This is a genomic window from Janthinobacterium sp. JF4, from assembly GCF_059617925.1.
The window spans coordinates 11,883-24,415 of record NZ_JCAQAV010000013.1 but is presented as its reverse complement, the minus strand read 5'-3'; the positions used below and the strand labels follow the sequence as shown (position 1 = coordinate 24,415).

Annotated in this window: 13 protein-coding genes; 5 read left to right on the top strand and 8 right to left on the bottom strand. The window is 64.4% G+C overall.

Translation table 11 applies throughout. The features are described from left to right. Positions 1 to 12 precede the first annotated feature (12 nt). From ispF to AC54AF_RS12480, 3 genes are read left to right on the top strand one after another with little or no spacing between them, the layout of a single operon-like run. Complete coding sequence (gene ispF / locus AC54AF_RS12490; protein ID WP_496636802.1) at positions 13 to 513, top strand: 2-C-methyl-D-erythritol 2,4-cyclodiphosphate synthase; 501 nt, start codon at positions 13 to 15, stop codon at positions 511 to 513. A gap of 36 nt (positions 514 to 549) precedes the next feature. Then, positions 550 to 1,713: a PQQ-dependent sugar dehydrogenase gene (locus AC54AF_RS12485; RefSeq protein ID WP_496636801.1), complete on the top strand. Its 1,164-nt coding sequence runs from the start codon at positions 550 to 552 to the stop codon at positions 1,711 to 1,713. A 57-nt stretch (positions 1,714 to 1,770) separates the two neighbouring features. Next, positions 1,771 to 2,073, top strand: coding sequence for a hypothetical protein (locus tag AC54AF_RS12480; RefSeq protein WP_436503214.1), 303 nt, complete (start codon positions 1,771 to 1,773; stop codon positions 2,071 to 2,073). A gap of 4 nt (positions 2,074 to 2,077) precedes the next feature. Here AC54AF_RS12480 and AC54AF_RS12475 read toward each other — a convergent pair whose 3' ends face one another. Beyond that, entirely contained in the window at positions 2,078 to 3,292 is a 1,215-nt protein-coding gene (locus AC54AF_RS12475; protein ID WP_496636800.1) for an MFS transporter, read from the bottom strand. Between the two features lie 92 nt (positions 3,293 to 3,384). Between AC54AF_RS12475 and AC54AF_RS12470 the strand changes: the two genes are divergently transcribed. Then, positions 3,385 to 4,005 carry a TetR/AcrR family transcriptional regulator gene (locus tag AC54AF_RS12470; protein WP_496636799.1) on the top strand — a complete coding sequence of 207 codons (621 nt, stop codon included), beginning with the start codon at positions 3,385 to 3,387 and terminating at the stop codon, positions 4,003 to 4,005. Here the strand turns inward: AC54AF_RS12470 and AC54AF_RS12465 are convergent, their stop codons facing one another. Next, positions 4,006 to 4,386 carry an MmcQ/YjbR family DNA-binding protein gene (locus tag AC54AF_RS12465; RefSeq protein ID WP_496636798.1) on the bottom strand — a complete coding sequence of 127 codons (381 nt, stop codon included), beginning with the start codon at positions 4,384 to 4,386 and terminating at the stop codon, positions 4,006 to 4,008. 472 nt (positions 4,387 to 4,858) lie between these two features. Between AC54AF_RS12465 and AC54AF_RS12460 the strand changes: the two genes are divergently transcribed. Continuing rightward, complete coding sequence (locus AC54AF_RS12460) at positions 4,859 to 5,515, top strand: CCXG family PEP-CTERM protein (RefSeq protein ID WP_496636797.1); 657 nt, start codon at positions 4,859 to 4,861, stop codon at positions 5,513 to 5,515. A gap of 97 nt (positions 5,516 to 5,612) precedes the next feature. Here the strand turns inward: AC54AF_RS12460 and AC54AF_RS12455 are convergent, their stop codons facing one another. From AC54AF_RS12455 to AC54AF_RS12430, 6 genes are all read right to left on the bottom strand, one after another. Beyond that, a complete protein-coding gene (locus AC54AF_RS12455) occupies positions 5,613 to 6,593 on the bottom strand; it encodes an FHA domain-containing protein (protein WP_496636796.1) in 981 nt (326 codons plus the stop codon). Continuing rightward, complete coding sequence (locus tag AC54AF_RS12450) at positions 6,590 to 7,957, bottom strand: S1 family peptidase (RefSeq protein WP_496636795.1); 1,368 nt, start codon at positions 7,955 to 7,957, stop codon at positions 6,590 to 6,592. The genes AC54AF_RS12455 and AC54AF_RS12450 overlap by 4 nt, the downstream gene beginning before the upstream one ends. Positions 7,958 to 8,060: 103 nt before the next feature. Beyond that, positions 8,061 to 8,714 carry a GTP cyclohydrolase II gene (gene ribA, locus AC54AF_RS12445; RefSeq protein WP_131687237.1) on the bottom strand — a complete coding sequence of 218 codons (654 nt, stop codon included), beginning with the start codon at positions 8,712 to 8,714 and terminating at the stop codon, positions 8,061 to 8,063. A 220-nt stretch (positions 8,715 to 8,934) separates the two neighbouring features. Continuing rightward, entirely contained in the window at positions 8,935 to 11,178 is a 2,244-nt protein-coding gene (locus AC54AF_RS12440) for a PhoX family protein (protein WP_496636794.1), read from the bottom strand. Positions 11,179 to 11,289: 111 nt separating this feature from the next. Beyond that, positions 11,290 to 11,676 (bottom strand): DoxX family membrane protein, encoded by a 387-nt coding sequence (locus tag AC54AF_RS12435; protein WP_131687239.1) that lies wholly within the window; start codon positions 11,674 to 11,676, stop codon positions 11,290 to 11,292. Between the two features lie 31 nt (positions 11,677 to 11,707). Then, the gene (locus AC54AF_RS12430; RefSeq protein WP_496636793.1) at positions 11,708 to 12,409 is read right to left on the bottom strand and encodes a pirin family protein; all 702 of its coding nucleotides are present in this window, start codon (positions 12,407 to 12,409) and stop codon (positions 11,708 to 11,710) included. Positions 12,410 to 12,533: the final 124 nt, after the last annotated feature.

The window sequence follows — 12,533 nt, the reverse complement described above, 5'->3', positions numbered from 1 at the left end:
AGAGAGACCCGCATGCACACAACGACTCCCGTCCTCCCTTTCCGCATCGGCCAGGGCTATGACTGCCACGCGCTGGTGGAAAACCGCGACCTGATCATCGGCGGCGTGAAAATCCCCCATCACCTGGGCTTGCTCGGCCACTCCGACGCGGACGTGCTGCTGCACGCGATTACCGACGCCATCTTCGGCGCCGCCGCCCTGGGCGACATCGGCCGCCATTTCCCCGACACGGACGCGCAGTTCAAGGGCGCCGATTCGCGCACCCTGCTGCGCGAAGCCGTGCGCCGCGTGCAGGCGACCGGCTATATCATCGGCAATATCGACGCCACCATCATCGCCCAGCGCCCGAAAATGGCGCCGCACATCGCCGCCATGTGCGCCAACGTGGCCGAAGACCTGGGCGTCGCCGTGGGTCAGGTCAACATCAAGGCCAAGACGAATGAAAAACTGGGCTACCTGGGCCGCGAAGAGGGGATTGCGGCCGAAGCCGTCGCCTTGCTGCTGCGCGCCTGATACGCCACCGACCATCGACCACTGACAGGAGAGAACATGTTCCAGCTACGCCGTACCAGTATCTTGCTTGCGTGGGCACTGGCCGCCGCGCCATCGGCCTGGGCCGAACTGCAAGCGACGGGCGAACCGCCCGCCGCGAAACAGGCATGGAAGGCCGAGACCGTCGCGCAGGGCGTGCGCCAGCCGTGGGGCATCGCCTGGCTGGGAGAGGGACGCGCGCTGGTCACCAGCAAGCAGGGCACCTTGCATCTGCTGAATGGAAAGACTTTTACCGACGTGGCGCTGGAAGGCATGCCCAAGGTGTTTACGGGCGGGCAGGGCGGCTTGCTCGATATCGTGATTCACCCGCAGGATGCGGGCAAGGCCGCGCCAAGAGTCTATATGACGGTGTCGACGGGCACGAATGACGCGAACCGCACGACCCTGGTGCGCGGCGTGTTCGATGGCAAGAAGGTGACGGGCATCCAGACCCTGTTCAAGGTGGCCACGGACAAGAGCGGCGGCCAGCACTTCGGCTCGCGTCTGCTGTGGCTGCCGGATGGCACTTTGCTGATGAGCGTGGCCGATGGCGGCAACCCGCCGCTGCGCATAGGCGACCGTCTGGCACGCGAGCAGGCGCAAAACCTGGCCACGCACCAGGGCTCCATCCTGCGCCTGACGGACGAGGGCAAGCCGGCGCCCGGCAACCCGCTGGCGGCCAAGGGCGCCTTGCCGGAAATCTGGTCGCTTGGCCACCGCAACGTGCAGGGCCTGGCGCTCGACCCCGTCTCGGGACGCGTGTGGGCCACGGAACACGGTCCGTATGGCGGCGATGAGCTCAATCTGGTGGCGGCGGGCGGCAACTATGGCTGGCCGCTGCAAAGCTATGGCGCCGACTACAAGACGCACGAACCCGTCGGCAAGCACGAAGTGGCCGGCATGCTCAATCCGAGCGTGGCCTGGGTGCCGTCGCCGGCGCCGTCGGGCCTGGCCGTCTACACGGGCGACAAGATTGGCGCCTGGCGCGGCAGCATCTTCAGCGGCGGCCTGGCGGCCAAGGATATCCGCCGCATCGCCGTCGATGCGAATGGCAAGGTGACGGGGCAGGACCGCCTGGCCATCGGCGCGCGCGTGCGCGACGTGCGCCAGGGGCCGGACGGCTATCTGTATGCGCTGACGGATGAAGACAACGGCCGCCTGCTGCGCATCGTGGCGCAGTAACACGGCAGGCGCCCACTTCGCTTAAGATGGCGCCTTTACTTCATTCAAGGTGGCGGCATGGCCCGTGATACTTATGCATACCGGCACGTTGCCGTCGAATCGCGCGCGATTCATGGCCGCGTGGAAATCCGCCCCGTGCCGGGCCAGGCCTTCTCTCCCGAACTGGCCGTGCAGTGTTCGCGCCGCCTGGTGGACGTGCAGCGCTACCCGCTGGGCAGCCGCTTTTTACTCTTTGCCAAGCTGACGGACCGCCTGGGCGGCACGCCCTTCCTGTATGCGTATCACGGCGATGCGGATGTGGTCATGACGCCGGCCGAAGTGACGAAATTCCTCGGCGAGTTCCGCCGCGGCCGCATCTGACCTTCTACGAGGCGATGCAGGCCGCGCCAGCCTTGGCGCTGGCCTGCGGCTTGCCGAAGAGCGCGATCGTCAAGGTGCAGCCGAGGGCGAACAGGCCGCCGACCACCATCGCGCTCGCTACGCCCAGCCGGTCGACGGCCATGCCTCCCAGCAATGCGCCGGACGCCAGCGACACTTGCACGATGGCGACAAACAGCGCGCTGCTGCCTTCCATCAACTCCGGCGCCGCCTTGAACATCCACGTCTGCACGGCGATCGGCATGGCGCCAAAACCGAAACCCCACACGGCCACCAGCAGCATGGCTGTGAGCGAATGGCCGCCGAACGCGGCCAAGGCAAGGGTGGACAGACCCAGCACGGCGCCCGTCACCATCAGCGCGGCCCGTTCGTGGCGGCCGGCGGCCCAGCCGCCCACGAGGTTGCCGATGAAGCCCGCAGCGCCGTACACGAGCAGCATGGCGCTGACCGTGCCGGCCGCCAGGTGCGAGATTTGCGTCAGGAATGGCGCGATATACGTGTAGGCGGCGAACTGGCCCGTGAAGAGCATGGCTGTGGCGAGCAGGCCCAGCCTGGCCTTGCGGATGCCGAAAATCATCGGCAACTGGTGCAAGCGGATGGCTTGCGTCGGCGGCAGCTTGGGCAGCAGCAACAGCTGGCCTGCGAAGACCAGCACGGCAATGGCGCTGGCCGCACCGAAAGCAACCCTCCATCCGACCAGTTCGCCCACCAGTGCGCCGGCCGGCACGCCCGCCACCGTGCCCAGCGAGACGCCGGCAAAGATGATGGACATGGCGCGCGACGCATGCTGCGGCGCCACCAGGCGCGGGCCGATGGCGCTGCCGATGGCCCAGAAGCCGCCCACGCCCACGCCCAGCATGGCGCGGCCCAGCAGTATCCACGCATACGAGGGCGCCAGCGCCACCAGCAGGTTCGAAACGACCAGCAGGGCCGTGAGGGCCAGCAGCACGATGCGGCGGTCCAGGCGGCCCGAGCCGACGGTGACGAAGATGGCGGCAAAGGCGGCGACGATGCCGGGCGTGGTGATCATCAGCCCCGCCTGGCCCTTGCTGATGGCCAGTTCGGCGGCCATGGCGGGCAGCAGGCCGACGGGCAGGAATTCGGAGGTGACGAGGGCGAAGGCGCCGATGCCGACCGACAGGACGGCCAGCCACGGCGCCGCGGTGGTATCGTCGCCAGTAGCGTTGGAAGGTGTTTGCATGTGAGGTTCCTGAAAAGCCGGGAGGTTTTTAACCGGTCGGTATATAATCAGGGCTGGCAGACAGTGTTGTCAATAATTTTTTACCGATCGGTATGAAACAAGATAAAAAAGAAGAAGCGGCCAAGGCGAAGACGGGGCGGCCGCGCACCTTCGACGCGGACGAGGCGCTCGATTGCGCCATGAAAGTGTTCTGGGAAAAAGGCTATGAGGGCAGCTCCCTGCCGGAATTGACGAAAGCCATGGGCATGAACCGGCCCAGCCTGTATGCCGTCTTCGGCAACAAGGAGCAATTGTTCCACAAGGCGCTCGAGCGCTACAGCGACACGCGCATGCGGTTTTTCGATGCGGCGCTGGAACAGCCGACGGCGCGCCAGGTGGTGCAAGCGTTGCTGACGCAATATGTCGACGCGCAAACCATGCCCGATGGCCCGCACGGCTGCATGGGCGTCAATGCGGCGCTCGCCTGCAGCGACGATGCCTTGCCGATCCGCGATGAATTGTTCGCGCGCCGCCTGCGCGGTGAAATCAAGTTGCGCGACCGCTTGCGGCGCGCCAGGGAAGAGGGGGATTTGCCGCCCGACTCCTGCCCGGAGCAGCAGGCGCGCTTTGTCGTGACCCTGTCGCAGGGCATGGCCATCCAGGCGGCGGCAGGGGTATCGCGCGAGCAATTGCAGCAGATGGTGGGATTGCTGCTGCGCAATTGGCCGCTGTAACTACCCGGTCGGGGCGATGGTCTTGGCCAGGTCGCTGGGCGCCTTGCGCCGCCAGGCGGCCGTCAGGGCGGCGGCCAGCATGTCCAGCTCGGCGTCCGCCAGGCACACCGTGATACCCGCCAGGCGTTCGCCCCACCAGAGTTTCTCGCAACCCGATGGCGTGATGACGGTGGCGATATGCGCCGCTTCCGCATCGAGCAGCACGTTGATGTGCTCGTCATCGGGCAGGGTGGCAAAGATCTTCCCGCCCACGCGGAAGGCCGGACGGTCGTGGTGTTCTTCCTCGGTGGTGTCGGGAAACGACAGTGCCAGATAGCGTAGTTCTTCCAGGTCGACCATTCCTCTTTCCCCCTGTTCGGACAGATAGCTGCATGACTGCATTTTGCCATGCTGTGTCGTTGCGTGGTGCAGCGGCATGCGAAAAGAAATGCGCGCCATGCGACAGTGGCGGGCTGGTCTGTGGTGCCGCCGCGACACGCCACGCATCGCGCACGGTCATCGCTGCAGAGTGGGGCGCGGCGTTTTAGGCCCGCCTGAAAACTGCTTGCCAGAAAAATATCGTTCATGGTTAAAAGAAAAATACTTTTCTTGTAGGGAATTTAAGTTAGAATAGCTCCAACGCTTTACCTGACCCGTCAATTGTCTGGCCTTGTCCCGGGAACCCGAACCCTTTCCAGGACGCTTGCAGTGCCGCCATGGCACGCCGCAAGTCCGCGCTGTTATGCGGAAAGCCACGTCCCCGACCGCTCATCCTTGCAATTCTTGCGCTACGCCGACACGCCTCAATGCAGCGTGTATTGAGCTCCAGCGCTCCTTGCTGCGCCTACTGAATGCTTACTTACTGGATACCATCATGAAAAACTTGCCTAAAATCGCCCTGTCCCTGATCGCCGCTGGTGTGTTTGCCCACGCGAACGCCAGCACCATCACCGTGTCCACCGGCTACTCGAACGCCGGCGCGCAAGCTTCCGCCGCCGCTTACCAGTCCGTCGTGAATGCCGCCGTGGCCACGCCGGGCGCCGGCTATGGCTCGACGACGATTGCCAGCTACAACAACGTCGACAACAGCAGCCTGTTCGGCAGCGGCTCGAACATCGCCTTCAAGTCGGTGATCAATTTTGGTGTCAGCGCGGCCGATGCGGGCGCCTGGAGCTTCCGCAGCGGCGTCGACTTCGGCAAGGGCGGCGCCCTGTTCCTCGACGGCGTGGCGCTGGACTTCAAGAGCAATGACATGTGGTGGGCAGGCAACTACAACAATGGCAGCCAGTTCCTCGCCGGTTCAGGCACCTTGGCGGCCGGCAACCATACCCTGAGCATCTACGGCCTGGAAGGCTGCTGCGATGGCGGCCAGCAAGCACAGTTCAAGGCGGGCAACAACAATTTCGTCAGCTTCGGCGCGAATGACGGCTTGATCTCGGCAGTCCCTGAGCCAACCACCTACGCCATGCTGCTGATCGGCCTGGGTTTGCTGGGCTTTACGGCGCGCCGCAAGCAGGAAGCCAAGTTCTAAGCAGGTTTCAAGCAGCGATACTTTGAGCGCCTCGCGGCGCCCGTTAAAAAGCCCGCCGGTCTGTCAGGACACGGCGGGCTTTTTGCATGACGGCGGCTTAATCGCCGCTGTCGTCGTCTTCGTCGGCACCCTTGGCCGCCTTGCCCCGCTCGGCGTCGACGGCGCGCTGCAGGCTGGCCGCGTCGCGCAAGAAGGCGTCCGTCGTGTGGTCCGGGCTCAGGCGCAAGGCGGGCGGGTAGATCACCGACATGTACGCCTCGTCGGCCAGGCGGCCGCTGCTCTGCAGGTTGCTCAGCAGGATCAGGGTCGAGCCAAGGATGGCCAGCACGATGGCCACGAGGCCGAAGCGGCGCGGGTGCTGCGGCTTGATCGTGCACAAATGGTAGTAGATCATGGCGCAGACGATGACGATGAACATGTGCCGTCCGTAGCGCGTCAGCACTTCCAGCGACAGCGCATACGCCGCCATGTTGCTGCCCAGTTCCCACACCTCCATGGCCAGCAAGCCGCAGCCGATGATGAACAGGTGGCGGCCGAAGCGCGCCACATGGCCGAACAGGCGGTTTGCCACGGCCCAGATCGACGCCCAGACGAGGCCGCCGGCCAGCGCGTAGGCGACGATCATCAGGTAGGAAATCGGCTCGAAGGCTTCCGCATCACTGAGCCAGTTGCTGAAGGCGGCCGAAGCGCCGATCATGGCCAGGCCGGCGACGGCGGGGCGCACGCCTTCCCAGTCATGCCTGGTGGTGTCGCCCAGTTCGGGCGCCACGCGATGATCGCTGGCGCGCACGCGCAGGCGCGTGTGGCCCAGGCGCACGATGCTGTTGCCGCTCATGGCCACCTGCAGTTGCCGCTGCCCCCGGTGGATCACGCCATTCTGGCTGCCCAGGTCGCGCAGCAGCAGGCCGTCTGCACCGTCGTCCTCGACGATGGCGTGCGCGGCTGCCGTATGCGCATCGTCGAGGATGAAGTCGTTGTCGTAGCCGCGGCCGATGCGGATCGGCAGGGACTCGATCCGCTGGCGTTGCCGCACTTCGCCATTTTCGGCGAGGATTTCGATGAAGTACGGTGCTTTCATGGCTTGCGGCTGCTTTCCCGCGACAGCGCTTCGAGGAAGGTGCGCGTGACGCGCATGCCGTTGGCGTAGGACACGCCGCGCGCGTCGATGCGGCTTTGCAGGCTCATGAGTGGTTCGTCGGTGCTGGCGGCCAGCAGGGCAAAGTCGTACAGGCCGGTAAACTTGCGGTAAGCGCGCACGCACAGGACGGCGCGCAGGGGGAGCGTCTTGTTCTTGACGAACTGTTCGGTGCACTGCGGGCCTGTCAGATTCACGCTCTTGTAGCTGCCGAAACTTTCATTCTTGAACGAAGCGCTGGCCAGTTCGGAAAAGCGCAACGCGCCCAGTTCGCTGCTGCGCAAAAATTCATGGCGCATCGACACTTGTCCCGTCTGCAGGGCACCGGAGATGAAGATGGCCGACTCCATTGCGCAGCTGGTGTTGTCGAGCATGTAGGGCTTGTCGGATTTGACGTTGGAGCGGCCCCAGCAGCGCATCTGGTCCGACTCGCGCACGGGCACGCGGTACGGGCCCATGGCTTTCAGGCTCAAGGGCGTATCGAGCAGGCGCGCCAGCATGACTTCCTGGTGCGCCAGCAACTGCGCCGTTACCAAAGGCTTGAAGTCCTTCGGCGGCTTGCCTTGCTGCGCCACCTTGGCCAGCAATTGCTGGGCATAGCGGGCGGGCACGAGAAAACTGACGAGTTCGCCATCGAGGCGTTTCGAGACATTGATGCCGGCGACGTCGCCATTCGCTGTCACGCTGGGGCCGCCGCTCATGCCGGAATTGATCGGTCCCGTAAACATCAGCTGGTCGTAGAAGCTGCGCGTGACGACGCCGTTGTACGAGCCTTCCGAGATGGCGAAGCCCAGGTCCAGCGGATTGCCCATCGAATACAGGTACTGGCCCTGCGTCAGCGGCGCCAGTGGTTCCGGCATCTTGAAAAAGCCCGTGCCATGGCGGTTCACGCGCAGCACGGCCAGGTCGTGCAGCACGTCGACGGCCAGCAATTCCACATTGCCGCGCTGGCCGCTGGTGTCGACCCATTCGCCCACATAGGTATCGGGGTCGAGCGCGAATTGCGACACGACGTGATAGTTGCTCACCACCAGGTCGCCCGTGCCGATCAAAAAGCCCGAACCGACGGACGACTGCGTGCGGCCGTTTTTCAGCAGCACGCGCACTTGCAGGATGTCGGCGCGCGCGGCCGTGTACAGCTTTTGCGCGGCCGACGAGGGCGGCGGCAGGGCCGCATGTTCGGTGGCGGCGGGCGCGGCGGTGGCCGGTGGCGGCTTGATGGGGGGAGTCGAAGCGGTGGGGGCCGCGTGTGCGCCTGCGGCAGCGCACAGGCTGGCCAGCAGGCAGGCGTAGTCAGATAATTTCATGCATCCTTTGTGCGTGAGCAGGAGCGAAGCGGGCGCGGGCCAGCTCGGCAAGCCGGCGCGGCAAGCCGGTGCGGCAAGCCGGAGCGGCAAGCCGGAGCGGCAATTACAGGGCGCCGTCTTCCAGCGCCGGCGCCGTTTCCGGCGTCATCATGTGACCGAGCTTGCTTTGCTTGGTATTCAGGTAGTGCTGGTTGAAGGCGTTGCGGTTCACCAGCAGCGGCACCCGCTCGGCCACCGTGATGCCCAGCGCTTCCATGGCGGCGATCTTGCGCGGGTTGTTCGTCATCAAACGCAGGCTGCGGATGCCAAATTGCGCAAACATGGGTTGGCACAAGGTGTAGTTGCGCGCGTCGGCCTTGAAGCCCAGCTGTTCATTCGCCTGCACCGTGTCGGCGCCGGCCTCCTGCAGGCGGTAGGCGCGGATCTTGTTGATCAGGCCGATTCCGCGCCCTTCCTGGCGCAGGTACAGCAAAATGCCGCGGCCTTCCTCGGCGATGCGTTTCAAGGCGCCTTCGAGCTGGGCGCCGCAGTCGCAGCGCTGGGAAAACAGTACGTCGCCCGTCAGGCACTCGGAATGCACGCGCGCCAGCACCGGTTCGCCATTGCCGATATCGCCCAGCACCATGGCCAGGTGTTCCTTGCCCGTGGCGTGCTCGACAAAGGCGTGCAAGGTGAACTGGGCCCACGGCGTCGGCAGTGCGCAGGAAGTCGTGTAATCCAATTCGCCTGTCGCCAGGAGGTCTGCGCCGCTTTGCATGGTTGTGCTCATATAAGTAATTATCAAAAATAAAAGGCGCGCAACACCACTGCGGTGCCGACGCGCCTTGCCATCATACCAAAAAGCAGGGAAACGTTATCCCTGGCTGCCATTCGGTCGTTGCAATGTCTGGTGATGAGCCTTACTTAGGGACACTTCCTCCTTTTACAAGGTGAATTGCCGGCTTTGCCTGGCGGATGCCTCCGCCAGGCACGGGACGTCAGCTGCCGATGCGTCCGCCGTCGTTCTTGGTGATCACGATGGTGGCCGAGCGGGGACGCTTGCCGGCGCCATAACCGGCGTTGGCCGGCCACTGGCTCGTGTATTTGGACGGATCGCCGATATTCGCCAGCGCCGTGTTTTCGCCCGGATGCTGGATGTTGATGAACATGGTCTTGCCGTCGGGCGTTTCGCTGATGCCCGTGATTTCCGAGCCGACCGGCCCCACCAGGAAGCGCTTGAGCGTATCGGCGGTAGGTTTCTTGCCGATGAAGGTATCGACCGCCAGGTTGCCGCCGGCCGCCGTGGCGTAGTTCAGGGTGGACTTGGCGCCGTCGCCGACCTTGCCGGGAATGGCTGCCAGCATCATGCAGTTGGTCACATCCGTGTACGCGCCGTCGTCGGTCTGGATCCAGCAGATGCCCGTGTACGGGCTGAAGGCCAGGCCATCCGGGCTCGAGAAATCCTGGTCGGCCGTCAGGTTCGACAGGTTGATCTTGCTGGCATCGGCGCCGCTCTCGGCGCCAAACAGGTAGACATCCCAGGTAAAGCTGGTGGCCGCGGCCGCGCCCGTGCCTTCCTTGAAGCGGATGATGTGGCCGTTCGGGTTGCCGTTCTGCGCGCTGCTGCCCTTCATGTCCGTGTAGGCGCGCGGGTTGGCGCTGTCCGGCGCCAGCTGCGACGAGCCGCTCGGATTGACGGTGCGGTTCGAGTTGTTGGTCAGCGTGTAGTAGATCTCGCCATTGGCCGGGTTGACCGAGCACCATTCCGGGCGGTCCATCTTCGTCGCGCCCACGGCGTCGGCCGCCAGGCGGGCATTGACCAGCACATCGGCCAGGTCGGCGAACTTGTAGGCGCCGTACGCCTGGATCAGCGCGTTCGACATGGTCAGCTCGATCCACTGGCCCGTGCCATCGGCGGCCAGCTTGGCCACGTACAGCTTGCCCGAATCGAGGTATTTGTCGCCGGTGGCCATGCGGTCGGCCGGGTTGGCGTCGGCGGCGGCCCAGACTGCCGCCGTGACAAACTTGTAGATGTATTCGTTGCGCGAATCGTCGCCCATGTAGACAGCCAGCTGCTGGCCCACGGCCGGCACGCTGAAGGCGGCGCTTTCGTGCGCGTAGCGGCCCAGCGCCGTGCGCTTGCGGATAGCCTTGGTTTTGTCGTACGGGTCCATCTCGACGATGTAGCCCATGCCGTTCAATTCATTGCGGTAGTCGTCGCTGCCATTGGCGGATGTGCCAATCTTGCTCAGATTCCAGCGCGCGTATTTGTCGTCGCTGCCGCCCGTTTCCCAGCCGTGGCGCGAGCCGGCGCCCTGGCTGCGGCCATAGCGGTTCAGCGAAGCGACGGACTTGTCGCCGCGCGCGGCATTGTCGGTGGCCGAGCGGGTGAAATAGCCGGCCCAGTTTTCTTCGCCGGACAGGTAGCTGCCCCATGGCGACTTGCCCGTGCCGCAGTTGTTGATGGTGCCGCGCGTCTTGGTGCCGGTCGGCGAATACTTGGTCACCACGAGGGCGTTGCCGCGCACCGGGCCGGCGATCTCGATGTCCGTCAGTGGCGTGACGCGGCGGTTGAAAGCGGAATCGTTGACGGTGGCCCAGGCGCTGCCCGTCTTCTTGACTTCCACCACGCTCAGGCCGTGGACGGCCACTTCCTTGTCGACTTCGGCGGCGGGACGCGGCAGCGAGGTGGTGCCGCCATTCACGTGCAGGAAGTGCGAGGACAGTTTTTCATCCGTCGTCGCTTCATGGTTCATGGCCAGCAAGCCCCGCTCGGCGCCGGACGCCAGCGGCGCGCCGGCGGCGGACAGGCCGTAGTATTCCATGCCGTCGTGGTGGTCGCCGGCGCGGTTGTCGAAATCGGTATCGCTGCCGTCGTTCTTGTAGGCTGGCGTGGCCGCGCGCAGCGAGTCGCCCAGCGCATACAGGGCGGTGGCCGTGTAGCCGGCCGGCACCGACACGACGTCGGCCAGGCTTTTCGGCACGGCCGTGAAGGCCAGCAGTTTTTCGGGTGTCGGCGTCGGTGTCGGCGTGACGGCGACCGCATCGCTGCCGCCGCCGCAAGCGGACAGGCCCATCGAACCCATGACGGCGGTAGCGGCCGTGACGGCGCTGCCGCGCAGCCAGTTGCGGCGGCTCAGGCGGGCATTCAGGATGCTGTTGAAGTGGTTGTCGTGGGACGCGTTGCTGTCGATGTCGTTCAGATCGGTGGCGTTGATGGCCAGATCGTTGGGCTTGTTCATGGGCTGCGATGTCCTGTGGTTGCGTGATTAAATGGCAATCGCATGATAGTCAGCTAATGTGACAGCGCCATGTCAGCTTGATGACAAAACGGTGACAGGCAGCCCCCGGCCTCATCTGGCCTGGCGAAAACCGCGCTCCACCAGCAACAGCATGCCGCCGAAGATGGACAGGTTCTTCAGGAAGTTCGTCAGCTGGTCCTGGAAGTGGGCCGCGTCCGCGCTCCAGAAGGCGTGGAAGATCACGGTGGTGGGGATCAGGAACAGCGCCAGGGCCAGGGCCGCCCAGCGCGCCTGCCAGCCCGTGATCAAGAGCAGGCCGCCGCCCACTTCCAGCACGATCACGCCCACCAGCAAGATATTGGCGATTGGCAAGCCCTGGCTGGCCATGTAGCCGGCCACGCCCGCAAAGCCGCTGATTTTCAGCAAGCCCGAGACAAAGAACAGCACGCCAAGGGCGGCACGGCCGAGGGGGAGCAAGACGTTGGTTTTGTTTTCCATGATTTTCTCTTTCTGTATATTTATTTGTTAATTATTTAGGCAGATCGAAGAGCAGAAATTCCGCGTCTTCCGGTTGGGTAATGGTCACGGCCGTTTCCTGCGTCAGTTTCAGCGCATCGCCCGCTTTCAAGGGCGTGCCGTTGACCACCAGGCTGCCGCGGATCAGGTGCACATAGGCGAGGCGGCCTTCTTCCAGTGCATGTTCGGCCTGTTCGCCTTCCTGCAGGATGCTGGCGTAGATGGCCGCATCCTGGTGGATCAGCACGGAACCCTGGCGGCCGTCGGCGGAAGCGATCAGGCGCAGCTTGCCCCGTTTGCTTTCCGGCGTGAAGTGTTTCTCTTCATAGCTGGGCGGAATACCCGTCACGTTCGGCTGGATCCAGATCTGCAGGAAGTGCAAGCCATCCGTGGCAGAATGGTTGAACTCGCTGTGGCGCACGCCGCTGCCGGCGCTCATGCGCTGCACGTCGCCGTAGTGCAGAACGGAACCGGTGCCCATGCTGTCCTTGTGTTCCAGCGCGCCGTCGAGCACATACGAAATGATTTCCATGTCGCGGTGGCCGTGCGTGCCGAAACCCTGGCCTGGCGTCACGCGGTCTTCATTGATCACCAGCAGGGGGCCAAAGCCCATGTGCAAGGGATCATGGTAGCTGCCGAAGGAAAAGCTGTGGTGGGAATTGAGCCAGCCGTGGTTGGCGGCGCCGCGTTCTTCGCTATGACGAATCTGTAACATGGTGGACTCCGTTTCTAAAGGTTAATGTGCGATAATTTCGAAGGACCGTTGCCTGGCGCTATGCCGTGGCTTCTTTCTGCCCTTCGCTGTACGATGGAGAAAGTATAGGCCCCTCTATAGAGAA